This window comes from Streptomyces justiciae (genome assembly GCF_015163075.1).
GTDB lineage: Bacteria > Actinomycetota > Actinomycetes > Streptomycetales > Streptomycetaceae > Streptomyces > Streptomyces justiciae.
In genome coordinates this window covers 20569-45250 of record NZ_JADDXU010000012.1, presented here as the reverse complement: position 1 = coordinate 45250, position 24682 = coordinate 20569, and the positions used below count along the sequence as shown (strand labels likewise).

Genomic DNA, 24682 nt, shown 5'->3' with positions numbered 1-24682 from the left:
ACCCGTGCCGCCCCAGCGGCACGACTGCCCGCAGCGGCGGCTGCTACGGGGCCTCGGCCGGTACCGCTTCTGTCGGGATCTGCTCCGCGTCCACCGGCGTCGTCCTGGGCGGCAACAACGCAAGCACCGCCTGCCGGTCCGCGTCGCTCGTCTCGTCGTCGTACGGGTCCGGGGTCGACGGGACCTGGAGTCGATGGACCGGCCCCGTGCCCAGGCGGGCATAACCCCGGCCCGGCGGGACGTCGGCGACCGGCGTGGTGTGCGGCGGAGCGCCCAGCACCGCCTCCAACTGCCCCGGCGTCGCCGGGCCGAGGACGACACGCGCGCGTGTGTGCTGTCGTACCGCGTCACTCAGCGCGTCCGCGTTGTCGAACTGGTCGGCCACGACCACCGTGACGCCCGCCGCCCGGCCGTGCCGCAGCGGGACCTGGAGGAGGGACTGCGGGTCCCGGTGGCCGTCGGCCGTGGCCAGGTGCGTGAACGCGGTGGGGCGGTCCAGGAGGAGCCACAGGGGGCGCCGGGTGTCGTCCGGCGGCGGGTGGCCCGCCTGGCGGGCCCGGTTCATGGCGATCAGGCGCCGCTCCGTCTCGGTGGCGGCCCACTCGAGGCTGGCCAGGGCGCCGGTGAGCCCGCACTCGACGGCCAGGACGCCGTCCCGGCCGGTCAGGCACGCGTACTCGCCGGTGCCGCCGCCCTCGACGATGACGACGTCGCCGTAGGGCAGCGCCTGGAGGGCGATGGAACGCAGCAGGGTCGAGGTGCCGCTGCCCGGCTGGCCCATGACCAGCAGATGGGGCTCCGTGGAGCGGACGCCGGTGCGCCAGACCACGGGGGGTACGTCGCGCTGCTCCTCGCCGTGGGTGAGGGGGAGCGTGCGCTGGACCTCGGTGGGGTCGGTGAAGCCGAGGACCGTCTCGCCGGGAGCCGTGACGAATCGCTGGGCGGCGATGTCGGTGGGCAGCGGCGGCAGGACGGTGACGGAGAGCTGGTTGCCCTCCTCGTCCCACGCGAAGCGGTACTCGCGGCCGCGGCCCGACTTGGCGTGCAGCAACTGCTCGATCCGCGCGCGTGCGTCGGCCTCGCCGTCCGTGAAGTAGGCGGGGTAGCGGATCACGAGCTGGGTGATGCGGCTCGTCTCGTCGAACTCGTACTCGGGGAAGGCCTTCTCCCACTCGCCGCCGTGGGCGTAGAGCGGGGCAGGGTCCTCGGCCGTGGAGAAGTACGGCACCAGGGCTTCGTAGAGGGACTTCAGCCGCTGGGTCTGCGACTCGTCCGGGCCTTCCGGCGCGGGCGGGGTGCGGTCCCGGCCCTGCCATGCTGCCGCCGCCATCAGGATGATGACGGCGAGCAGCGGACCGTACGGCACGAGGGCCACGACCAGGACCACCGACGCCACCAGGAAAAGCAGCGGCCCGCGCTTGTCCTTGGGGGTGTCGGCCCACTTGCGCCGCCCGGCCGAGGCCAGCCGGCGCAGTCCGCGGGTGATCGTGATCAACGGATGGAGGACGTCGGTGGCGCTGTCGGCCGCCGTCCGGGCCAGCTCCCGGCTCCGGGCGATCTGCGCGCTGCCTGTGCTCAGGATGCGGGGGAGGGGGCGCCGGGCCACTGCAGTCTCCTGAAGGTGCGTACGGAAGGGAGGGACGCCTGGGGAAGGGGCGTCGAAAGAAGCGGCGTCAGAACTTGATGCCGCCGAGCAGGCTCGCCAGGCTCTCCCCGCCGGCTCTGATGCTCGGAGCGATGGCGGTGCTCGCGAGATAGAAGCCGAAGAGGGCGGCGACAAAGGCGTGCGACGCCTTGAGTCCGTCCTTGCGGAAGAAGAGGAAGACGATGATGCCGAGCAGGACCACGCCTGAGATGGACAGGATCATTTGAGGTCTCCTGGTTCGGGGGGACAGTCACCATGAGTACTTCCAGGCTCACAGGATGTATCCATACGATAAAAGGTGCAACCGGGTGAATTCCGGGATGTTTCACCCGCTTGACGGGGGCGGCTTGGGCCGGATGAGCAGGGGACTTGCGTCCGACCGGGTCAGTGGTGATCTTTACCTCCGGCACATCGGGTCATGTGCCGCGCGAGCCAGTACCCTGGCGATTCACCTGAACGGTTGTATGGAGAGGCGGTCCGGCCGATGAGTGAAGCCCCCGACCCCGAGGTCGTGGAGCTGGCGACCAAGATCTTCGATCTGGCCCGCAGGGGGCAGACCGAGGCGCTCGTGTCGTACGTCGACGCAGGCGTTCCGGCCAACCTCACCAACGACCGCGGTGACTCCCTCGTCATGCTCGCGGCCTATCACGGCCACGCCGAGGCGGTGCGCGCGCTGCTCGCGCGCGGGGCCGCGGCCGACGAGGTCAACGACCGAGGCCAGACCCCGCTCGCCGGGGCGGTCTTCAAGGGCGAGACGGAAGTGATCAAGGCACTTCTGGAAGGTGGCGCCGATCCGGCCGCGGGAACCCCGTCGGCCGTCGACACCGCCCGGATGTTCGGCAAGGCCGAACTCCTCGAATTGTTCGGCGCACACTGATCCGAACGCTCTGACCAGCGAAAACACGGAAAACGGGGGAGGCGGTACAGGGCCGCCGAAATTTCGGTCGCGGCAGATGGAAGTGCCGAGTCATCATGACGTCGTGATTCACGGACGCGATGGCTGGGCAGGTGTTGCCGCACCGCGCGGGCCGTGATGCGGTCCGCATGGGCCACCGACGAGAGGCAGAGGAAAATGGTCTACAGCAAGCAGGAAACGGCGGGCGCCCCGACGTGTTGTCACGCGGCCAGGTGAAGCAAGAACCCCGGTTGCGTCGACGCTTGATGTGAGGCTGTTTCCCATGTTCGAACCGGTCATAGCGCCCAGCGGTACGCTGCTCGGCCTGCTCCAGAGGGGTCGCGGCGACGGCACACTGCACGCGCTCACCGCCCCGCGCGCCGAAGCGCTCGCGGCCCTGAACCACTGTGTGCTGCGGGACCCCCGCCACGACTGGCAGGTGGAGAACCGCTCCCTTTACTACGCCCGTCTCTACCTCGACCTGGGCGGCGAGCTGGACCGCATCGAGGCCCACCTCTTCGACGTCGAGGACCACTTCGACGACGAGGAGTCACGGACCGGCCTCGCCCTGGCGGTCCTCGGGCACCTCGCCTCCTACGGCAGGCGGGACGCGCTCGAACTGCTGCGCAGGTACGCCGCCACGGGCTCCAACTGGGCCTGGGCCCTGGACGAGCTGGCCCTCAGGGACGACGACGCCGGGCTGCGCGCCCTCGCCGCCCCCGTACTGGCCCGTTTCGGCACCGACCCCGAGGGCGAGGCCGAGCTGGCCGCCACCGTGCGCGACGCCTTCGAACCCCGGCCCTGGCGGCTGTGGGCCGAGGATCCGCGCGAAGCGATCGCCACGCGCGTGCGTGCCGCTCAGGAGGCCGGCTGCTTCGACCGCTGGCAGCGGCAGATGCGACCTACCGGGCCCCGTCCGGGGTGGAGCGTGCAGGCGGTCTTCGAATGGGCCGAGCAGGGCGTCGAACGCGGCGCCGCGCTCCATGTCCCCGCCGCCCGCTGCCTCATGGCGGTCGCCGGACCCGAGGACCGGCCCGAGATCGTCGCCGCCGCCAAGGACGGCACCGAGGGAGCCCGCTGCACCGCACTGCGCTACCTCGCCGACGGCAATGATCCCGACGCCCTCGATCTGATCGAGGCCGCCGTGGTCACCGGCTCGGCACCGGTCGTCGAGGCCGCCGTCGACGCCTTCGAACGGATGCGCAGCATCGCCGCCGTGGACCGTGCCCGCAGCTGGGCCCACCGGCCCGATCCGCTGGGTGCCGCCGCCGGACGCATGCTCGCCTGCCGCGGCGGAGCCGAGGACAAGGACCTCGTCCTCGCCGCCCTGCGCGAGGCCGTACGGGGCGAGGGGCCGGACGCACCGACCCTGTGGACCCTCGTCGACGGCACCGGACGCCTCGGTATCGCCTGCGCCGCCCCCGTACTGCGCCATGTCTACCGCGAGACGGCCTCGTCCCATCTGCGCGGCCGGGCCGCCCGGGCCCTCGCCGCCACCGACCCCTCCTTCGCCACCGGCTTCGCCGTCGAGTGCCTCTGGGACTGCGAGGAGACCACCCGCGAGATCGCCGCCCGGCACGCCGAGACCGCCGACGCCCGCGTCGTCGAGCAACTCCGCCGGCTCGCCGCCGACCCGGCCGAGGAGGCCGAGGTCCAGACCGCCGTACGCAGCCGGATCGGCCCTCCGGACACCGCCGCCATGTGACAGGCACGCCCTCAGGGTGAACTCGGGACGACCCGCGGGTCAGGCGCGTATGGACAGAGCCTGACCTGCGCGGGTGTGCGACGGAACGCTCACGGGACGTTCCCCGTCCGGAAAGATCCACGTTGACGCGTTCACGTCCGGTGCGGCGACAACACCGGTATGCGTGTCGTCATCGTGACCGAATCCTTTCCCCCCGACGTGAACGGCGTGGCCCACTGCGCGCTCCAGACCGCCCGGCACCTCGTGGATCGCGGTCATTCCCCGCTCGTCGTCGCGCCGGCCACCGCGGCCGGTACCGGGCCCGACGTCTTGGCGCCGTGCCCCGTCGTCCGTGTCCCTTCCCTCCCCCTGCCGGGCTACCCCCAGGTCCGGGTCGCCCTCCCCAGTCGGCGCGTCGCCGCGGCCATCGCCGAGCACCGCGCGGACCTCGTCCACCTGGCCAGCCCCTTCGTCCTCGGCGTCCGCGGCATGGCGGCCGCCACCCGGCTCGGCCTCCCCGCCGTCGCCGTCTACCAGACCGACCTCGCCGGATACGCCCGCACCTACGTCCACGCCGGCGAGGCGGCCGCGTGGCGCCGCATCCGCTCCGTCCACGCCGCCGCCGACCTCACCCTCGCCCCGTCCAGCGCCGCCCTGCACGACCTGGAGTCCCACGGCGTCCCCCGGGTGCGGCTGTGGCCGCGCGGCGTGGACACCGCCCGCTTCCACCCCGGGCTGCGCGACGAGGCACTGCGCCGCGAACTCGCCCCGAACGGCGAGCTGATCGTCGGCTACGTCGGCCGGCTCGCCCCCGAGAAGCAGGTCGAGCTGCTGGCGGGCGTGTGCGGCCTCGACGGCGTCCGCGTGGTCGTCGTGGGCGACGGGCCGAGCCTGCCGACCCTGACGGAAGCCCTGCCGGGCGCGGTCTTCCTGGGCCGCCGCACCGGCGACGAACTGGCCCGGATCTTCGCCTCCCTGGACGTCTTCGCGCACACCGGGCCCTTCGAGACCTTCTGCCAGACCGTCCAGGAGGCCATGGCCAGCGGGGTCCCCGTGGTCGCACCGGCCGCGGGCGGCCCGCTCGACCTCGTCGCCCACGGCCGCACCGGCCTGCTGGTCCCGCCGCGCGACGCGGCCGCCGTACGGGACGCCGTGTGGGCCCTGGCCGCCGATCCCGGACTGCGGGCCGCGTACGGAGCCGCGGGACGGGCGACCGTCGAGGGCCGCACCTGGGCGGCCGTAGGCGATCAGCTGCTCGGGCACTACGCGGGTGTGCTGGCCGGTCGGCGGATGGCGGTGGCGGCATGAGCGGTTCGTGGACCGAAGCCGGGGGCGGCGTCCGTCCGTTGCGGATCGTCCGGCTCGCGAACTTCGTCGCGCCTGCTTCAGGCGGTCTGCGGACCGCGCTGCGTGAGCTCGGCAAGGGCTACAAGGTGGCCGGGCACGAGCCCGTGCTCGTCGTGCCGGGTGAGCGGGTCAGTGACGTCGAGACCGAGCAGGGGCGGGTGATCACCCTGCCGGGGCCGCTGCTGCCGGGCACCGGCGGCTACCGCGTGCTCGCCGACCGGCGGCGGGTGGCCCGGCTCCTGGAGGCGCTGGCCCCCGACCGCCTGGAGGTCTCCGACCGTACGACCCTGAGGTGGACCGGCAGGTGGGCGCGACGCGCGCGGGTGCCGGCCGTGATGGTCTCCCACGAGACCGCCGACGGCGTCCTGCGCACCTGGGGCGTCCCCGAGGGCGCGGCCAGGCGTGCCGCGGACGCGCTGAACGTCCGTACCGCACACACCTACGCGCGCGTGGTGTGCACCACCGAGTTCGCCGAGCGGGAGTTCGTCCGGATCGGCGCGCGCAACGTCGTACGGGCGCCCCTCGGCGTCGACCTGTCCGAACGGCACCCGGCGCTGCGTGACGCGCGGCTGCGTGGCGTCTACGCGCGCGTGGACGAGACGCTGCTGGTGACGTGCACCCGGCTGTCGGTGGAGAAACGACCCGGCACCGCGCTGGACGCCCTGGAGGCGCTCGTACGGCGGGGGAGGCGGGCGGTGCTGGTGGTGGCCGGGGACGGGCCCTTGCGGTCGCGGCTCGAACAGCGGGCGCGGGAGCGCGGGTTGCCGGCCGTCTTCCTCGGGCACGTCACCGACCGCGGGTTGCTCGGCGCCCTCCAGGCGTCCGCCGACGTGTGCCTGGCCCCCGGGCCCGCCGAGACGTTCGGGCTCGCCGCGCTGGAGGCGATGGCCTGCGGCACGCCCGTCGTCGTGAGCGCCTCCTCCGCGCTGCCCGAGGTGATCGGGGTGGCGGGAGCGGTCGCGGCGGATCACGGGGCCGCCTTCGCGGACGCCGTGGAGATGCTGCTCGACCGTCCCGTCGACGAGCGCCGAGGGGCCGCACGCGCGCGTGCGGAGTGCTTCGGGTGGGGGGCGGCTGTGGAGGCGTTTCTTGCCGCGCACGATGCGACGGTGCGGGTGCGTGAGGTTCAGGGCGGGGTTCCGGGTGGCGTGCCGGGTGGCGTTCAGAGCGGCGGAGGCCTGCGATGAGACCCCTCCGGTTCGTCGCCCTCGGTGACTCGCTGACCGAGGGGGTGGGCGACCCCGTCGGCGACGGCTGGCGGGGCTGGGCCGCGCTGCTCGCCGACGGGCTCGGCCCGGCCGTGGAGTTCACCAACCTCGCGGTCAGCGGGGCACAGACCCGGGACGTGCTGGAACGGCAGCTGCCCGCCGGGCTGGCCCTGCGCCCGGACGTCGTGTCCGTCGTCGTCGGAGTCAACGACACCCTCCGCTGCACCTTCGACATCCACGCCGTGGCCGCCCGGCTCGACGCGGTGTACGCGGCGTTCACCGAGCAGGGTGCGCTGCTGCTCACGGCCTGTCTGCCCGATCCCGGCGCGATGCTGGGGCTGCCGGGGGCGCTGGCGAGCCCGCTGGCCCGGCGGCAGCGGGCGGTCAACTCCGTGGTCCACGCGCTCTCGGAGCGGTACGGGGCGGTGCACCTCCATGCCGCCGAGGGGGCCTGGATCACCGACCGCGCGATGTGGAGCGCGGATCGGCTCCACCCGGGTGAGCGGGGGCACCGGCAGCTGGCCGTACGGTTCCACGCGGTGCTGGCGGAGGCCGGGCTTGCGACGGGGGCGGCGCCTTCCCCCGAGCCCGAGTCTCCGCAACCCACCACGTCGGCGAGTCTGTGGTGGCTGGCCACGGCGGGGACGGGGTGGGTGGCCCGGCGGTGTACGGATCTGTTGCCGCAGTTGCTCCGGCTCGCGGCGGATGAGATGCGGCATCGGGCTCGGGGGACGAGTGCGCGGCTGGATCTGGGGGCGACAGCTGCGGTTTCGGCTGCTTTGTCTGCGCTGTCCTTGCCGGAGGCGGCGTAGCGGTTCTGGCCGCAGGCGCGTGGGGGCTGGTCGGGCAGCTCCCCACGCGCCTCCGGAGCTGGTCAGTGCCTGCGCACGCCCAGGAAGCGAACCGGCGTTCCTGGTACCGCCTGGGCCGCCGCCGAGAGGTCTTCTGTACGCACCACCGCGATCACGGGGTAACCGCCCGTCGTCGGATGGTCCGCCAGGAACACCACCGGCCGGCCGTCCGGCGGGACCTGGACCGCGCCCAGGACCATGCCCTCGCTGGGGAGTTCACCCCGCCGGGCACGGTCCAGCGCGGGACCTTCCGTGCGCAGGCCGATGCGGTTGCTGGCCAGGGACACCCGGTAGGTGCGGGAGGTGAAAGCCCGTACCGCCTCCGGCGTGAACCAGTCGTCGCGCGGGCCGAGCATCACCCGGAGGACGAGTTCGGTCGGAGGTGCCGGCTGCGGGGCGACGTCCACGCGCGCGTGGAGGTGCGTCGGGCTCCCCAGGGGCAGGACCGCGCCGTCCGTGAGCGGGGCCGGGCCCAGGCCGGAGAGGAGGTCCGTGGAGCGGCTGCCGAGCACCGGCTCGACGGCGATGCCGCCGGAGACGCCCACGTAGCTGCGTACGCCGTGACGGGCAGTTCCGACGTTCAAGAGCGCCCCGGCGGGCACGCGCACCGGCCCACCCCACGCGACCGGGCGTCCGTCCACCCTGACCGGGCAGGGAGCGCCGCCGACGGCCACGGTGACCGCTGAACGCGGCCGTAGGGAACAGCCGTTGAGCGTGGTCTCCAGGACGGCTGCCTCCGGTGGATTGCCGACCAGCCGGTTGACGAGCGCTGCCGCGGGGCCGTCCAGGGCTCCTGCGCGGGGTACGCCGAGGTGGGCGTGGCCGGGGCGGCCCAGGTCCTGCACGGTGGTCAGCGCGCCGGCGCGGACGACCGAGAGCGCGCGGTCCGTCATGCGACCACCTCTGTCGGCACGAACTTCACGCGCGTGCCCGGCGAGAGCAGCGCGGCCGGTACGCGCGCGTGGTCCCACAGGACGGCCTCCGTGGTGCCGATCAGTTGCCAACCGCCGGGCGAGGAGCGGGGGTACACGCCCGTGTAGGGCCCCGCCAGCGCCACCGCACCGGCGGGGACGGCCGTACGCGGAGTGGCTCGGCGTGGGACGTCGTACCGCTCCGGCAGGCCGGTGAGGTAGCCGAAGCCGGGTGCGAAGCCGCAGAAGGCGACGCTGAACTCGGTGGCCGCGTGGATGCGGGCCACCTCGTGCGGCGCGACGCCCCAGTGCGCGGCCACGTCGGCCAGGTCCGGGCCGTCGTAGCGCACAGGGAGTTCGACGACGGCACGCGCGCGTGGGGGAGCGGGCGGCACGTCGGCGGCGGTCAGTTCGGCGGCCAGACGGGCCGGGTCGGTGAGGCCGTCGAGGAGGACCGTGCGGGCCGCGGGGACGATCTCGCGGACGGACAGGGAGCCCTCCGCACGGCGGCGCAGCAACTCCGCGTGCAGCGCCTGCGCCTCCTCGCCCGACGAAACCTCCACGAGCAGCGCCGCGTCGCCGACGGGCAGCGCCCTCACGCTCATGCGACGGCCTCCACGCGTACGTCCGATTCCGTGCCGGCGGGCAGTGCCCTCATGTTCATGCGACGGCCTCCACGCGTACGCCCGATTCCGTGCCGACGGGCAGTGCCCTCACGCTCATGCGAAGGCCTCCACGCGCACGCCCGACTCCGTCAGCCGCGCCCGCACCCGGCGGGCCAGTTCCACGGCGCCCGGCGTGTCCCCGTGGAGGCACAGCGAGCGAGCCCGGACCTCGATGCGGGCGCCGGAGCGCGAGGTGACCGCGCCGTCGCGGGCCAGGCCCACCGAGCGGTCCACCACCGCCTCCGGGTCGGTCACCACCGCGCCCTCCTCGCCGCGCGGCACCAGTGTGCCCTCCGCGGTGTACGCGCGGTCCGCGAACGCCTCCGCGACGGTCGGCAGGCCCGACTTGCCCGCCAGTTCCAGCAGACGCGAGCCGGGCAGGCCGAGCACGGGCAGGGAGGCGTCCGCGAGGAGGACACCGTCGACGACCGCGCCGGCCTGCTCCTCGTCGTGCACGACGCGGTTGTAGAGCGCGCCGTGCGGTTTGACGTACGACACGCGCGTGCCGGCCGCACGCGCGAAGACCTCCAGGGCGCCGATCTGGTACGCCACCTCGGCCGCCAGCTCGGCGGGCGGCACGTCCATCGCACGCCGCCCGAACCCGGCCAGGTCGCGGTACGAGACCTGCGCCCCGATCCGTACGCCGCGCTCGGCCGCCTGCTCGCACACCCGCCGCATGGTGGCCGCGTCCCCGGCGTGGAAGCCGCAGGCCACGTTGGCGCTGGTGACGACGGACAGCAGCTCTTCGTCGTCGGTCAGCCGCCAGCGGCCGAAGCCTTCGCCGAGGTCGGCGTTGAGATCGATCGAGGTCATGGAACTTCCGAATCTCCTTCCGGGCGAGTGCGTGGGCCCTGCTCAGGTCACGCGGTACTGCTGGTCGCGGGCGTCGGTGAGGAACATCTGGCCCGGTGCGTGGGTGAGGGCGAACGGTGGACGAGAGGCCATCACCGCGGCCTGCGGGGTCACCCCGCAGCCCCAGAACACCGGGATGTCGTCCGGGTGCAGGTCCACCGGGTCGCCGAAGTCGGGGCGGCCGAGATCCTCGATGCCGAGAGTCGACGGGTCGCCGCAGTGCACCGGGCCGCCGTGCACCGCGGGCAGCAGACTGCTCTCCCGGATCGCCGCCGACAGGTGCTGCGGCGGCACCGGCCGCATCGACACCACCATCGGGCCGTGGATCCGCCCGGCCGGGCGGCACTGCCAACTGGTCTCGTACATCGGAACGTTGCGTCCCTGCTCCAGGTGCCGGATCGGGACGCCCGCCTCGGACAGCGCCCACTCGAAGGTGAAGCTGCACCCGATCAGGAACGACACCAGGTCCTCGCGCCAGTACGCGCGCACGTCGGTCGGCTCGTCCACGAGCTCGCCGTCCTGCCACACCCGGTAGCGCGGCAGGTCGGTCCGCAGGTCGGCGCCGGGCGCCAGCACCGTCGTGGGGGAACCGGCGTCGGTGACGTCGAGCACCGGGCACGGCTTGGGGTTGCGCTGGCAGAACAGCAGCATGTCGTACGCCCAGTCCGCGGGCACCGAGATCAGGTTGACCTGGGTGTGGCCCGCGGCGACCCCGGCGGTGGGGCCCGTCAGGCCGGCCCGGAAGCGGGTGCGGGCCTCTTGCGGGCTCCACGCGCGCGCGTGCTCGTCGACGAGGGTGAGGGGGCGGTCGTTCGACAGGGCCACGGGACGGTCTTCCGTACGGTTCACGCGAGTTCCTTCCCACGGGTCTCCGGCAGCCCGAGCAGGGCCAGCGCGGCGAGCGCGTAACCGAGGGCGCCGAAGACCAGCGCGCCGCCCACACCCCAGCTGTCGGCCAGGAAGCCGACCGTGGTGGGGAAGACGGCGCCCACGGCACGCCCGGCGTTGTACGTGAAGCCCTGTCCCGTGCCGCGCACCGCCGTCGGGTACAGCTCGGCCAGGAAGGAGCCGAAGCCGCTGAAGATGGCCGACATGCAGAACCCGAGGGGGAAGCCGAGCACGAGGAGCAGGGTGTTGGCGCCGTCCGGGATGTTGGCGTACGCCAGGATGCAGATCGCCGACAGCAGGGCGAAGAGCCAGATGTTGCGGCGCCGGCCCAGCCGGTCGGTGAGATAGCCGCCGGTCAGATAGCCGAGGAAGGCACCGGAGATCAGGAAGGTCAGATAGCCGCCCGTGCCGACGACCGACAGTCCGCGGTCGCTCTTCAGATACGTCGGCACCCAGGTGGCGAGCGTGTAGTAGCCGCCCTGGACGCCGGTCGACAGCAGCCCCGCGAAGATCGTCGTACGCAGCAGCCCCGGCTTGAAGATCGCCGTGAACGGGGTCTTCCCGCCGCTCTTCTCGCGTACCGCGATCGCCTCGGGCGCGTCCTGGACGCGGCGCCGCAGCCAGACGACGAGCAGCGCGGGCAGCGCGCCCGTCCAGAACATCACGCGCCAGGCCAGGTCGTCGTCGAGGAACGAGAACACCAGCGTGTAGACGACTGCGGCCAGCGCCCAGCCCACCGCCCACGAGCTCTGGATGGCGCCGAGGGTGCGGCCCCGGTGCTTGGCGCTCGCGTACTCGGCGACCAGGATCGCGCCGACCGCCCACTCGCCGCCGAAGCCGAGCCCCTGGAGCGCGCGGAAGACCAGCAGCGACTCGAAGTTGGGGGCGAAGCCGCAGGCCACGGTGAAGACCGCGTACGTGATCACCGTGATCATCAGGGCCCTGACCCGTCCGGCCCGGTCGGCCAGCACGCCCGCGAGGGCGCCGCCGACCCCGGAGGCGAGCAGCGTGACAGTGGTGAAGAGGCCGGTCTGGCCGCTGTCCAGGCCGAAGTACGCGGCCAGCGCGACCATGCTCAGAGGGAGCGTGAAGTAGTCGTAGGAGTCGAGGGCATAGCCGCCGAACGCGCCGGCGAAGGCGCGCCGGCCGCGCGGACCGAGGGCGCGGAACCATCCCAACGCCCCGTCGTCGGCGGGGCGTTCGGTCTGTGTGGGGTGAGCGGTCAGGGCCTGGGAGGGGGGAGTCGTGCTCATGTGCACCTCGCAGTGGGAGGACGGAGGGTGCGGATCTGAGCCGTGCGATGCGGTGCGGTGGGGTGGGGTGCGGTCGTGCGGTGTGGCGTCGTAGCAAGGTAGAGGATCGTTGAACGATCCTTCAATACCCCTGTTGTTTCGTTCTCGTGTCTGCGGTTGAATTCCGGGCATGGCAGAGCAGCTGAGCGGACTGGCCGACGACCGCGCCCTCCTGGGCCGTACCAGTACGGCGGAGCGCGTCTCGGACATCCTCAGGAGCCGCATCGCCGAGGGCTATTTCCCGCCCGGCACCCGGCTCTCGGAGGACAGCATCGGCGGCGCCCTCGGGGTCTCCCGCAACACCCTGCGCGAGTCGTTCCGGCTGCTCACCCATGAACGCCTGCTCGTCCATGAGTTGAACCGGGGGGTGTTCGTGCGGGTCCTGACGGTGGAGGACGTCGAGGACATCTACCGCACCCGGCGACTCGTGGAGTGCGCGGTGGTGCGGGGGCTGGGTGAGCCGCCGTACGCACTCGACGGGCCCGCGGAGGCCGTCGAGGAGGGCCTGCGGGCGGTGCGCGAAGGTGACTGGAAAGGGTTGGGTACGGCCAACATCCACTTCCACCGGGAGCTGGTCGCGCTGGCGGGCAGCGAGCGCACCGACGAACTCATGCGCAGCGTCTTCGCCGAGCTGCGGCTCGCGTTCCACGTCGTGGACGACCCGCGACGGCTGCACGAGCCGTACCTCGCCCGCAACCAGCAGATTCTGCGGGCGCTGGAGGCCGGGGACAGGGGTGAGGCCGAGAAGCTCCTCGCGGTGTATCTGGAGGATTCGCTGGAGCGGGTGGTCGAGGTGTACCGGCGGCGCGTGGGCGAGGACGGCTAGCGTCCTGATCATGCCGGTGGATGACGACGGCCGGCGTCCTGGCCTTGTCTCCGACCCGGGGTCTGTTCTGCGTCGTTTTAGTCGTTGTCAGACCGAGGACCTAGTCTGTGCACCGTGACTTCGCCTGCAACGACGGACAGCGTTCCGCCCCAGCTCAGCGCAGCGTCCCGTCCCGCTCCGGGCCCGGCCGCCGACGAGGGACTGGCGCGGCGGCTGCGCGCGCTCGCGTGCACCGCTCCGTTGCACGACCTGGACGCACGCAAGGCGAACCTCGCCGGTGAGTACTCGGTGTACGGCATGGCGGAGGTCGCCCTCGCCGCCATCGACCTGGTCACCCTGAACATGGACTTCGACACGGGCGCCGACCACGACCAGATCGTCGCCCGCCTCATCCCGCGCATCGCCGCGCAGGCCCCCCAGCGGCCCGTCGCCGAACACGAGCGGGTGGCGCGCTGGGTCCTGGAGAACCTGATCAACGTCGGCAGCGTCGACCGCGGCTTCCGGGCCGTGTACGGCACGTTCGCGCCGGACGGCACCTATGTGCGCCGCGACTACGACTTCAAGCTGATCGAGGAGGTGCCCGGCCCCGGCGGCTCGGTGTACCTCCGTACGACGGACGAGGCGGTCAACGTCCTCGTCGGCGCCCTCGACACCGACGTCACCAGCGCCCAGATCGCCGCCGAGGTCAAGCTGGAAGTGCTGATCAGCCGGGGTCGGCTCGCCGACGCCCAGCTGGCCGCCGAGCAGGCCCGGTACCGGACCGTGCAGTACTCGGAGACGCTGCGCCGGGCCCTGGACGCCACGCGACGCAACGTCCGCGCGGTGGACTGGCTGAACGCCGTCCCGGACATGATCACCGAGGCGCTCGACCATGTCGCCGACCGCTACCGCCACGAGAACGCGATCCTCACCAACATCCGCAAGGCGCGCGACGAGTCCGAGGACCCGGAGCAGAAGCGGCGGGCCGCCGAGCTGGTCGACATCGTCAAGGACTGCATCCGACGCCACACCCAGCTCCAGTCCCGCCTGCTGGAGGCGGGGCCGCTGTTCCGCGCGGAGCAGGACCGGCAGGCCTTCGCGACGCCGCTGACGACGTCGGGGACAGACCTGTACGGGCATCTGTTCTCGCCGCTGCTGCCGCTGCCCCTGGAGCAGGCGGTCAAGGTCACCGACGCGTTCTTCGCGCGCGGGACCGGCCTGCGCACACCGGTGTCGGTGCGGGTGGGCGACCTCGTCGACATACTGCTGACGCCGCCGGTGGAGCGCGAGCACCTCGGCGCGGAGATGCCGGAGCCGGACCTCATCGCCACGCCGGACGACAGCCGGTTCAGCGAGGAGCAGCTGGCTGCGGCCATGGAGCTGCTGGACCTGCCGGCCGACGCGCCCCGGCGGCTGTCCGGGCTGCTGGCCGAGGCGCGCCGTCAGGACCCTGATCTGCCGTATCTCGTGGCCCTGTTGGCCGTGCACGCGGCCAGTCCGGCGGTGGGCACCGCCTACCGGCAGGGCGAGGAGAAGCTGCTGTTCGCCGTGGACGACGGGACCGAGCTGGACGATCCCGAGTTCGGCGGGGCCGATCTCATCGTCGGCACGGCCCTGCTGGACGCGGCGGGGATGGCGGCGGACAGGACAGAAGCAGCATGAGCCGACGAACAGTGGATCGAGGAGACCGACCGTGACCGAGCACGTCGAGTGGAGTGAGCCGGAAGCCGGACCCGCGCCGGTCCCCGCCGCCGTCACCCCCGCCGACGCCGCCGACGCGGCGCGGCTCGTCGCCTTCGGGCTCCAGCCCAAACTGCAGCCCGCGCGCGACCAGGAGTACACCGAACTGCTGCGGCGCTACCGGGAGGACGGGGCGTTCGCGCGGCTCGCCGACGCCGTGGCCGCCGGACTGGGGCTCGTCGTCCTGGAGGTGTCCCCACGCGCGGGGATGGCGGTCACCGCCGCAGAGGACTCCGTGTTCGCCGTGCGCATGGGCGACTACGCGCGCCGGACCTCCGCCGACGGCAGCGACCGGTTCCTGCACGGCCTGGCCCATCTCGCCGTCGCCGCCCTGGCGTTCCCGCGGCCCGAGGACCTCGCCGACGACGGTTACATCGGACGCGTCAGCGTCAACGGCGTCGATGCCTTCGTCCGGCAGGCGTGCCGACGCCTGGAGGAGCGCGCCGAGGAGGTCGGCGAGAACACCGACCCCGCCACCGAGGCGCCCGGCCTGGAGGCCGCCTGGCGGATCTGGGCGAGACGCAGCGCCACCGGCGCCACCAAGGACGCGCGCCGCCTCGCCGGATCCACCACCGGCATCATCGGCAAGGCCGTCGCCTTCCTCACCGACTCCGGCTTCCTCCAGCGCACCGGCGACGACAACGGCGGTACGTACCGCACGACGGCCCGCTACCAGCTCCAGGTACGGGACATGGCCGGCAGCGCCGCCATGGCCGAGCTGCTGGAGCTGGGCGTCGTCCCCGTGACCGACGGCACGCCGACGCTGCTGCCCGCCGAGAACACCGAGGACCTGGAGCTGGCGGCCGACGCCGGACTGCCGTTCCACGCGTCTTCCTCGTCCTGAGCTCCCCCCACCTGCCGAAGACTTACGAGAGTCCGCCATGTACGAGCTGTCCCGGGTCCGCCTCTACTCCATCGGTCCCGCCGGTGCGCGCTACGCCGACACCGTGCTTGACCTGCGGGGTGTGGGCGCGGAAGTACCCGACCCCGCGCCCACCCAGGCGGAGTTCTTCGAGGAGGAGCCGGCCGGCCCGCCGCGCCGCCCCGCACCCGCCGGTGTGCTCTTCCTGGAGAACGGCGGAGGCAAGTCCGTACTGCTCAAGCTGATCTTCTCGGTGATGCTGCCGGGCCATCGCAACACCCTCGGCGGTGCCAGCTCCGGCGTGCTGCGCAAGTTCCTGCTCGCCGACGACTGCGGGCATGTGGCGCTGGAGTGGCAGCACACGCTCACCGGCGAGTGCGTGGTCGTCGGCAAGGTCAGCGAATGGCGCGGGCGGCAAGTGTCCAACGACCCGCGGAAGTTCGCCGAGGCCTGGTACTCCTTCCGGCCCGGCCCGGGGCTCTCCCTGGACAACCTGCCCGTCGCCGAGTCCACGGCCGTACGCCCGCCCGTCGAGGGCGCGTCCGGTGCGCAGGGCCGCCGGCGCACCATGAAGGGCTTCCGGGACGCCATCACCGAGGCGGGCAAGGCGTATCCGCACCTGGAGGTGCACTGGGAGGAGATCCACGACCGCTGGATCGAGCACCTCGGCGACCTCGGCCTCGACCCCGAACTCTTCCGCTACCAGCGGGAGATGAACGCCGACGAGGGTGAGGCCGCAGGACTCTTCGCGGTCAAGAAGGACTCCGACTTCACCGACCTGCTGCTGCGGGCCGTGACCGACACCCGGGACACCGACGGCCTCGCCGACCTGGTTAGCGGCTTCGGCAACAAGCTGGGCCGACGCGCCGAACTGATCGCGGAACGGGACTTCACGGCCGGGTCGGTGGATCTGCTCGGGCGGATCGTCGAGGCGGCCGAGGCCCGGGCACGCGCGCGTGACATCCACGCCGGGGCCGAGCGCCGTACGCGCACGCTGGCCCGTCGGCTCTCCGCGCGCGGCGCCCAGGAGCGGGTGCGCGCCGCCGACCTCGCCCAGCGGGTCACCGCGGCGGCCTACGCCGTCACACACGCCGAGGGAGCGCGCGAGCGCAGCGCACTCATCGCCGCCGAACTCGCCTACCGGCACGCCTCCTTGGCGCTCGCCGGGGCCGAGAAGTCCGCCGCCGCGCAGAAGCGCGAGCTCGCCGACGCCCGCACGCTGCACTCGGCCTGGCAGGCCGCCGAGGCCGTGCTGCGCCACCGCGCCGCCGCCGACCGGGTCGCGCGCGTGTCCGCCGCGATCCAGGAGGCCGAGCGGGACGCGGCCCCCGCGCTGGCCGCCCGCGCCAAGGCCGCCGTGGACCTCGTACGGGCCCTGCACGCGGCCGCGGAGAGCGCCGAGACCCTCGCCAACGAGGAGGAGGAGCGCTCCGCCGCGCTTCAGGAGGTCGGCGAGTCCGCGTACCGGGACTCCACCGCCGCCGCCACCGAGGCGCAGCGCGCCCGAAGCGAGATCGGGCATCTGCGGCAGCGCCTCACCGAGGTCGAGCAGGAGACCGCCGAGGCCGTCCGGGCCGGCTGGCTCGACGACAGCGCCCCCGACGCGGACCCCGCGCGCGCGGCCCTCGCCGCCAGTGACGCCGAGAAGACCGCGGTCGCCGCCTGGGACACCGCGCGGGAGGCGGCGCGCCGGGCCACTGAGCACGCGCGCGAGGCGGGTGCCGCGGAGTCGCGCGCCGAGCTGACGGCGGCCCGCGCGTCGGACGCCGCCGCCGCGGCCGAGCGGTCCTACGACGCCGAGCGACGCCTCGCCGAGGCCCTGGCGGCCGAGCCGCGGCTGGCGGAACTGCTGGGCCTGACGGGCGGTGCGGCCCGCTCCGTCGTCCCGCAGCCCCGGCAGGACGGTGACGACGGTGACCAGGCCGGTTTCACCCCCGAGGACCTCGACCGCTTCGCCGACGAACTGCGCGAGCTGCTCGACGACGCCGTCTCCTCCGCCGAACGCCAGCTCTTCGAACTGCGCACCGCCGCCGCCGACGACTCCCGCATCCTCGGCGCGCTCGGCGACGGCGGGCTGCTGCCGCCCGGCCCGGACGTCCTCGCGACCGTGGAGTTCCTCGGCGAGCACGGCATCCCGGCGCTGCCCGGCTGGCGCTATCTCGCCCAGGCCGTCGACCCCACCGACCACGCGCGCGTGCTGGCCGCCCGGCCCGAGCTGGTCGACGGTGTGATCATCACCGACCCGGACACACACGCGCGGGCCCGCGAGGCGCTGAGCGAGGCGGCCCTCCTGCCGCGCTCCGCCGTCGCCGTCGGCACCGCGGCCGCCCTCCTCGCCCCGACCCCGACCTCCGACGCGGGCAGCGAGGGCGTGTTCCTCGTACCGCCGAACCCCGCCATGCACGACGAGCACGCCGCCGACGAGGAACGGCAGGCGCTGCGCGCCCGGGCCACCGAGCGCGACGAGGAGATCCGCTCCCTCGCGGCCCGACTCGGCAAGGACCGGGAGCTGGCGGCACGGCTCGCCTCCTGGCGCACCGGCTGCCCGGCCGGCCGGCTCGTCGAGCTGGCCCAGGCCGCGCACGAGGCACGCGCGTTCGCCGAGGAGTCCGAGGCCGAGCTCGCCGAGGCGCGGACCGTGCGGGCCGAGGCCGATGAAGCCGCCGCCGAGGCCACGCAGGTGCGCGACGAGCGCCAGGAGGCCGCGCAGAAGGCACGGCGGGCCGCCGACGCCCTCGCCGGGCTCGCCTTCCGGCTGCGCGAGCGGGCCGGCTGGCAGGTCAAACTCCGTGAACTGGCCGACGAGGCCACCGAGTCGGAAGCCCGCGCCCAGACCTGCCTGGAGCGGGCCCGCGCCGCCGACGAGGACCGACGTGCCGCCCAGCGGGCCGCCGACGACGCCCGCCGCACCGCGCGTGCGCTGCGCGCCGAGCGCTCCGAGATCGCCGGCGCCCCCGACGACGTACCGGACAGCGACACGGACACGCCGAAGGCGTCCCTGCCCGCGCTCCGCGAGGCCTATCGCGCCGCCTCCCAGGTGTACGAGAAGGTCGGCGTCGGCGCCGATCTGCGCGCCGAGCAGGCCCGCGCGGAAAGCGACGAGAGCGCCTCTCTGGCCGAGCTGGACCGGCTGAGCAACAAGGTCCGCACCCGCGCTGAGACGCTGCTCCAGTCGCCCGACGGCTCCGACGGGCCGTCCCGGCAGGCCGCCGCGGCCCGCGCCGAGGAGCTGGTGCAGCTCCTGGAGACGCGGATGTCCACCGCGAGCGAGCAGCTCGGCCGGCTGCGCGGCGAGGCCGAGCGGCACGCGCCGGAGGACGGCGAGGCGCACACCGAGCTGGCGGAGGAGCTCCAGCCGCGCGACGCCGACCACGCGCAGGCCCTGCTGCGCACGGCGACCGCCGAACTGGCCTCCCGCACCGAGGCGTTGACCCAGGCCAGGGAGGCGCACGCCGAGCTGCTGGAGTCCCACCGGGCCGCCGAGGACGCGGCCGGCGGCTTTGACGAGATCGCCGCGATGCTCCGCGACCTGCTGCGCGAGCACGCCACGGAGGACGAGCAGGAGGACACCGAGGCCTACCCCGGCAGCCCCGAGGAGGCCCGGCAGTCCGCCGCCGAGGCCCGCCGGTCGCTGCGCGGCTGCGCGGCCGACCTGTCCGCCGCCGAGGCCGCCGTGCGCGAGGCGAGCGACGTCCTGGTCCGGCACGCCAACTCCACCCGCTACGAACAGGTCCGCACCCCCGCCCGCCAGCAGATCCGCGAACTACCCGCCTCCGCACTGCCCGAGCACGCGCAGAAGTGGGCCGACGCCTTCGCTCCCCGACTCCGGGTCCTCACGGACGAGTTGGCGCAGCTGGAGCGGAACCGGGACTCGATCGTGGACCGGCTGCGCGGGCTCGTGGAGTCGGCGCTGGCGACCCTGAGGTCCGCCCAGCGGCTGTCCCGGCTGCCCGAGGGGCTCGGCGAGTGGTCCGGGCAGGAGTTCCTGCGCATCCGCTTCGAGGAGCCGGACCAGGCGACGCTCACCGAGCGGCTCGGCGAGGTCATCGACGAGGCGACCCGCGCGGCCGTGAAGAAGAACTCCGACCTGCGACGCGACGGTATGTCCCTGCTGCTGAGGGGCGTCGGCGCGGCCCTTCAGCCCAAGGGCGTCGCGGTGGAGATCCTCAAGCCGGACGCGGTGCTGCGCGCCGAGCGGGTGCCGGTCGGGCAGATGGGCGACGTGTTCTCGGGCGGTCAGCTGCTCACCGCGGCCATCGCCCTGTACTGCACGATGGCCGCGCTGCGCTCCAACGACCGGGGCCGCGACAAGCACCGGCACGCGGGCACGCTGTTCCTCGACAACCCCATCGGGCGCGCCAACGCCACGTATCTGCTGGAGCTCCAGCGCGCCGTCTCGGACGCCCTGGGTGTCCAACTCCTCTACACCACAGGCCTGTTCGACACGACGGCCCTCGCCGAGTTCCCGCTGGTCATCCGGCTGCGCAACGACGCCGACCTCAGGGCCGGGCTGAAGTACATCAGCGTGGAGGAACACCTTCGTCCGGGGCTGCCGCAGCAGCCGCAGGCCGAGGAAACGGTGCACAGCGAGATCACGGCCACCCGGATGTTCAAGCGGCCGACGCCGAGCGCTTCGTAACGGCACGTCAGGCGAGGCCTGGACCGGGCCGGCGGGGCTCAGTCGGGGCTCGGGGGAGCCGGGGTGTCAGCCGGGGCTCCGCGACGGCTCGGCCGGGATCAGGGGTGGGACAGCTGGCCCGCCCCGCCGCGCCGACGTATCCGCTCCTGCGCCCGCTCGGCCGTCCTTGCCTGTCGCCGTGCCTTGCGCCGCTCGCGTCGCAGGGCACGCGCGGTGCTGCTCGGGGCCGACACCACGCCGTTGCGCTGGTTCCACACCTGGCGCGTCACCCAGACGTCGAGGGCGCCCCATGTCGCCACCACGGTGCTCGCCACGCTGCTGAGGACCATCGGGAACGCCAGCCACGATCCGGCCAGCGTGCACAGGAACGCCACCATCGCCTGGACCAGCGTCACGGCGATGATCAGCACCGCCCGCACCGCCGCCGTACGCACCGGATCCGGCATCCGGCGCCGCCGCGCCGGCTCCTCGACCCACAATGGGCGGTAGTAGGACTGTTCCTGTGCCGGTTCCCGCGCTGCGGCCTGTTCACCGGGCCCGGCGCCGCGGTCGTCCGTCGGAATGTCGCGATCCCGTGCCTCGGGCTCGCGCCACGCCGTCAGGTGCGCCGCATCTCCCGCCGTGGGCGCCTCTTGCCGCTCCGCCGTGCCCATCAAGGTGTCACTCCCCACCGCCAGCAGACCGCTTACCCGTGCTCGAACACACGGCTCCCCAGTGGCTGCCCGGCTTGCGCTGTTTTACGCCGCCCGGTTGCGGGATGCGGCTCGTGTGGCCGATTCCGCCCCCATTTCCTGAAGAGAACGACGAACGACACGCCCCGAAGATTCCCTGGAAACGAAAAATTCTGGCCAACTGCCCACCTCTGTCGGCCGGATCCGCGCGGGCCACCGTCCTGCGAATGCGGGAGGCAATCTCCCGCAATGCCCGGACAACTCCCCATCTCGCGCCGCCGGTGCGGAAGTTCGCCCTCCGGAAGGGTCTTCGAGTTAACTGTGCGTCGGTAGTAGGCTCGCGGCGTTTGTTGACGCACATGTGTACCCCCGGCCGGCGGGGGACCAGCTGGGGGAGGCCATGCGCTTTCGCGGGAAGTCGATCCGCCGGAAGATCGTGGCGCTGCTTCTCGTGCCGCTGGTGTCCCTGGCCGCGATCTGGGGCTTCGCCACGGTGCTCACGGGACGGGCGGTCACCCAGCTGTTCCAGGTGTCGACGGCCGTGGAGGACATCGGCTACCCCACCGAGGACACCGTCCGCATCCTCCAGCAGGAACGCCGCCAGACCCTCGTCTATCTGGCCGACCCGCGGGCGTCGGACGCGCTCTCCGCGCTGCGCACCGCCCGCACCGCCTCCGACGACGCCATCGCCAAGCTCCGCAAGAACGCGCAGGACCCCGACGTCCGCGACGGACTCGACGCGGACGACGACGAGCGCCTGACCACCGTCCTGGACGCCTTCGACAGCGTCGACTCCCTGCGCCGCAGCGTCGAGGAGGGCACGGTGACCCGGGCTCAGGCCCTCGGTCGCTACAACCGCCTCGTGGACCCCTGCTACACCCTGCTGGCCTCCCTCGACGGGGTGGACAACGTGGAGATGGACAAGCAGGCCCGCGCCCTGGTCAACATCACCCGCGCCCGCGAACTCCTCTCCCGCGAGGACGCCCTGCTCGGCTCCGCCCTCGTGGTCGGCAGACTCACCCGCGAGGAGATCCGGGACGTCTCCGACCTCATCGCGCAGCGCGACATGATGTACGACATCAGCCTGCCGGTGCTGCCCGCGACCGAACGCGAGCGCTACGACAGGTTCTGGAAGAACGCCTCCACCGCGTCCCTGCGCTCCGCCGAGCAGACCGTCATCGGATCCGAGCCCGGCCCGCCCAGCGCCCTCACCGCCAAGAGCTGGGACGCCGCAGCGGCCGGCGTGCTCGACGGGCTCGCCACCCTCAACGACCAGGCGGGCGACCGCTACCAGGACCGCGTGGAGCCGGTCGCGATGGGCGTCATCGTCAAGGCCGCCGTCGCCGGCGTGCTCGGCCTGCTCGCCCTGCTCTTCTCGATCTTCCTCTCGGTACGCGTCGGCCGCGGCCTCATCCGCGACCTGCGCCAGCTGCGCCTGGAGGCCCACGAGGCGTCCGGCGTACGACTGCCCAGCGTCATGCGCCGGCTCTCCGCCGGTGAACAGGTCGACGTGGAGACCGAGGTCCCGCGCCTGGAGTACGACAAGAACGAGATCGGCGACGTCGGCCAGGCCCTCAACACCCTGCAGCGCGCGGCCGTCGAGGCCGCCGTCAAACAGGCCGAACTGCGCGCCGGAGTCGCCGAGGTCTTCGTCAACCTCGCCCGCCGCAGCCAGGTGCTCCTGCACAAGCAGCTCACCCTGCTCGACACCATGGAGCGCCGGACCGAGGACACCGACGAACTCGCCGACCTGTTCCGCCTCGACCACCTCACCACCCGTATGCGCCGGCACGCCGAGGGCCTGGTGATCCTCTCCGGCGCCGCGCCCTCCCGGCAGTGGCGCAAGCCCGTCCAGCTCATGGACGTCGTCCGGGCCGCCGTCGCCGAGGTCGAGGACTACGAGCGCATCGAGGTCCGCCGGCTGCCCAGGGTCGCGGTCACTGGCCCGGCCGTCGCCGACCTCACCCATCTCGTCGCCGAACTCCTGGAGAACGCCACGGTGTTCTCCCCGCCGCACACGGCCGTCCAGGTTCTCGGTGAGCGCGTCGCCAACGGCTTCACCCTGGAGATCCACGACCGCGGTCTCGGCATGGCGGCCGACGCCCTGCTGGACGCCAATCTCCGGCTCGCCGAGACACCGGAGTTCGAACTGTCCGACACCGACCGGCTCGGCCTGTTCGTGGTCAGCCGGCTCGCCCAGCGACAGAACGTCCGGGTCTCCCTCCAGCCTTCGCCGTACGGCGGCACGACGGCCGTCGTCTTCATCCCCAACACCCTGCTGACGGACGACGTCCCGGACACCAACGGCATCGGCTTCCGCCTCGACCGCCCCCAGCCCTCCAAGGAGGCCGAGCTGGAGGAGGCCCGGCGGGCCGAACTCGCCCACGTGCCCGTGCAGTTGCCGGGACTGCCAGCGGCGCTCCTGGACGGCCCCGTCGAGCTGGAAGCCCCCGTCGACCTGGACGCCATCGACGACTTCCCGGGCGCCCTCGACGACGAGGACAGCGAACGCGGCGGCCTGTTCCGCCCCCGGCGCGGCCTCGTCCGTACCGAGGACACCACCGGTGACGAATCCCGCGAGACCCCCGACCCCTTCGGACGGCACGCCGACGGCAACGACGACCTGAACACCCCGGTGCCGCTGCCCCAGCGGCGCACGCCCAAGCTGGTCAGCTCGCACGGCCGCCCGGTGACGGAGCAGCCCGCACGGCGTCCGGACCCGGACGAGGAGCCCGTACGCGGCGCGAACCGGTCGCTGTCCGCCACACCGCCCCCGCTGCCCGCCCGCAGGCGCGCCACGGGACCGCAGCGCCGCAGCACCGACGTCGCCGACCGCCGCGACGAGCAGGAAACCCCGGTGCCCGGCACCTCCGCTCTGCCTCGGCGCACCCGGCGGGCCGAGATCGCGTCCAGCGGCGGTTCGGGCGACGCCACGCGCCCCACCGGCAGCTCCGAGACCCGCCCCACCGCGGGCTCCGAAACGCCGCTCGCCGGCGGCACCGCCCCCGGGCCCGGGCACCCCGGCGGTCCCGAACCACGGCCGGACGCCTTCGGCACGGCCCCGCTGCCCCGGCGTGTCCGGCAGGCCAACCTGGCTCCGCAGCTCAAGCAGAGCCCCGAGCGTCGCACCGACCAGGAAGCCGGGTTCGAGGAGCGGGACGCCGACCAAGTACGCAGCCGCATGGCTTCGCTCCAGCGCGGCTGGCAGCGCGGCCGTGAGGAGAACGCCGCGGGCGAGGACGCCCACAGCGGCACAGCACCACGAGGAACTAAGGGGGACGGTCGATGACCGCACCGAAGACGACCGGCCACACCGCGACGCCCAAGTCCGGCGAGCTCAACTGGCTCCTGGACGAACTGGTGGACCGCGTCGCCAGCATCCGCAAGGCCGTCGTGCTCTCCGGCGACGGACTGCCGACAGGGGTCTCCAAGGATTTGACCCGGGAGGACAGCGAACACCTGGCCGCCGTCGCCTCCGGCTTCCACAGCCTTGCCAAGGGCGTGGGCCGGCACTTCGAGGCGGGCAGCGTCCGGCAGACGGTCGTCGAACTCGACGACGCATTCCTGTTCGTGACCGCCGCCGGCGACGGCAGCTGCCTCGCCGTCCTCTCCGACGCGGACTCCGACGTCGGCCTGGTCGCCTACGAGATGACCCTGCTGGTCAAGCGAGTCGGTGTACATCTCGCGTCCGCTCCACGCACCGATCTGCCTCAGGGCGGGTAGTGGG

At 73.3% G+C, this 24682-nt stretch carries 19 protein-coding genes; 11 read left to right on the top strand and 8 right to left on the bottom strand.

Annotated elements, in window-relative coordinates:
- Positions 1-43: 43 nt before the first annotated feature.
- Positions 44-1606, bottom strand: coding sequence for an ATP-binding cassette domain-containing protein (locus IQ210_RS29715; protein ID WP_194082261.1), 1563 nt, complete (start codon positions 1604-1606; stop codon positions 44-46).
- Positions 1607-1673: 67 nt separating this feature from the next.
- The gene (locus tag IQ210_RS29710; protein WP_059196315.1) at positions 1674-1868 is read right to left on the bottom strand and encodes a hypothetical protein; all 195 of its coding nucleotides are present in this window, start codon (positions 1866-1868) and stop codon (positions 1674-1676) included.
- Positions 1869-2129: 261 nt separating this feature from the next.
- Between IQ210_RS29710 and IQ210_RS29705 the strand changes: the two genes are divergently transcribed.
- The 5 genes from IQ210_RS29705 to IQ210_RS29685 all read left to right on the top strand — a co-directional run bounded on the left by IQ210_RS29705 (position 2130) and on the right by IQ210_RS29685 (position 7591).
- Entirely contained in the window at positions 2130-2522 is a 393-nt protein-coding gene (locus IQ210_RS29705; protein WP_079308792.1) for an ankyrin repeat domain-containing protein, read from the top strand.
- A 301-nt stretch (positions 2523-2823) separates the two neighbouring features.
- Positions 2824-4245: a HEAT repeat domain-containing protein gene (locus IQ210_RS29700; RefSeq protein ID WP_194082260.1), complete on the top strand. Its 1422-nt coding sequence runs from the start codon at positions 2824-2826 to the stop codon at positions 4243-4245.
- Positions 4246-4404: 159 nt separating this feature from the next.
- The gene (locus IQ210_RS29695; protein WP_194082259.1) at positions 4405-5532 is read left to right on the top strand and encodes a glycosyltransferase family 4 protein; all 1128 of its coding nucleotides are present in this window, start codon (positions 4405-4407) and stop codon (positions 5530-5532) included.
- Positions 5529-6758, top strand: coding sequence for a glycosyltransferase (locus IQ210_RS29690; protein WP_194082258.1), 1230 nt, complete (start codon positions 5529-5531; stop codon positions 6756-6758). The genes IQ210_RS29695 and IQ210_RS29690 overlap by 4 nt, the downstream gene beginning before the upstream one ends.
- On the top strand, positions 6755-7591 hold the full coding sequence (locus tag IQ210_RS29685; protein WP_194082257.1) for an SGNH/GDSL hydrolase family protein: 837 nt from the start codon (positions 6755-6757) through the stop codon (positions 7589-7591). The genes IQ210_RS29690 and IQ210_RS29685 overlap by 4 nt, the downstream gene beginning before the upstream one ends.
- 62 nt (positions 7592-7653) lie before the next feature.
- Here the strand turns inward: IQ210_RS29685 and IQ210_RS29680 are convergent, their stop codons facing one another.
- The 5 genes from IQ210_RS29680 to IQ210_RS29660 all read right to left on the bottom strand — a co-directional run bounded on the left by IQ210_RS29680 (position 7654) and on the right by IQ210_RS29660 (position 12199).
- On the bottom strand, positions 7654-8523 hold the full coding sequence (locus IQ210_RS29680) for a 5-oxoprolinase subunit C family protein (protein ID WP_194082256.1): 870 nt from the start codon (positions 8521-8523) through the stop codon (positions 7654-7656).
- Positions 8520-9140, bottom strand: coding sequence for a 5-oxoprolinase subunit PxpB (gene pxpB, locus IQ210_RS29675; protein ID WP_194082482.1), 621 nt, complete (start codon positions 9138-9140; stop codon positions 8520-8522). Before pxpB ends, IQ210_RS29680 begins: the two co-directional genes overlap by 4 nt.
- Positions 9141-9260: 120 nt before the next feature.
- Positions 9261-10019, bottom strand: a complete 759-nt coding sequence (locus IQ210_RS29670) for a LamB/YcsF family protein (RefSeq protein ID WP_194082255.1) — start codon at positions 10017-10019, stop codon at positions 9261-9263.
- A 42-nt stretch (positions 10020-10061) separates the two neighbouring features.
- Positions 10062-10907: a putative hydro-lyase gene (locus IQ210_RS29665; protein ID WP_194082254.1), complete on the bottom strand. Its 846-nt coding sequence runs from the start codon at positions 10905-10907 to the stop codon at positions 10062-10064.
- Positions 10904-12199: an MFS transporter gene (locus IQ210_RS29660; RefSeq protein WP_194082253.1), complete on the bottom strand. Its 1296-nt coding sequence runs from the start codon at positions 12197-12199 to the stop codon at positions 10904-10906. The genes IQ210_RS29665 and IQ210_RS29660 overlap by 4 nt, the downstream gene beginning before the upstream one ends.
- A 169-nt stretch (positions 12200-12368) precedes the next feature.
- Here IQ210_RS29660 and IQ210_RS29655 point away from each other — a divergent pair, with 169 nt between their 5' ends.
- From IQ210_RS29655 to IQ210_RS29640, 4 genes are all read left to right on the top strand, one after another.
- Positions 12369-13064 (top strand): GntR family transcriptional regulator, encoded by a 696-nt coding sequence (locus IQ210_RS29655; RefSeq protein ID WP_194082252.1) that lies wholly within the window; start codon positions 12369-12371, stop codon positions 13062-13064.
- A 114-nt stretch (positions 13065-13178) separates the two neighbouring features.
- Entirely contained in the window at positions 13179-14705 is a 1527-nt protein-coding gene (locus IQ210_RS29650; protein ID WP_194082251.1) for a hypothetical protein, read from the top strand.
- A gap of 31 nt (positions 14706-14736) precedes the next feature.
- Positions 14737-15627, top strand: coding sequence for a hypothetical protein (locus tag IQ210_RS29645; protein WP_194082250.1), 891 nt, complete (start codon positions 14737-14739; stop codon positions 15625-15627).
- A gap of 37 nt (positions 15628-15664) precedes the next feature.
- Positions 15665-20284 (top strand): coiled-coil domain-containing protein, encoded by a 4620-nt coding sequence (locus IQ210_RS29640; protein WP_194082249.1) that lies wholly within the window; start codon positions 15665-15667, stop codon positions 20282-20284.
- Positions 20285-20382: 98 nt separating this feature from the next.
- Here the strand turns inward: IQ210_RS29640 and IQ210_RS29635 are convergent, their stop codons facing one another.
- Complete coding sequence (locus IQ210_RS29635; RefSeq protein WP_194082248.1) at positions 20383-20937, bottom strand: hypothetical protein; 555 nt, start codon at positions 20935-20937, stop codon at positions 20383-20385.
- A gap of 418 nt (positions 20938-21355) precedes the next feature.
- Between IQ210_RS29635 and IQ210_RS29630 the strand changes: the two genes are divergently transcribed.
- Together IQ210_RS29630 and IQ210_RS29625 are read left to right on the top strand one after the other, a co-directional pair.
- Entirely contained in the window at positions 21356-24244 is a 2889-nt protein-coding gene (locus IQ210_RS29630) for a nitrate- and nitrite sensing domain-containing protein (RefSeq protein ID WP_194082247.1), read from the top strand.
- Positions 24241-24678: a roadblock/LC7 domain-containing protein gene (locus IQ210_RS29625; protein WP_194082246.1), complete on the top strand. Its 438-nt coding sequence runs from the start codon at positions 24241-24243 to the stop codon at positions 24676-24678. The genes IQ210_RS29630 and IQ210_RS29625 overlap by 4 nt, the downstream gene beginning before the upstream one ends.
- The last annotated feature ends 4 nt before the right edge of the window (positions 24679-24682 follow it).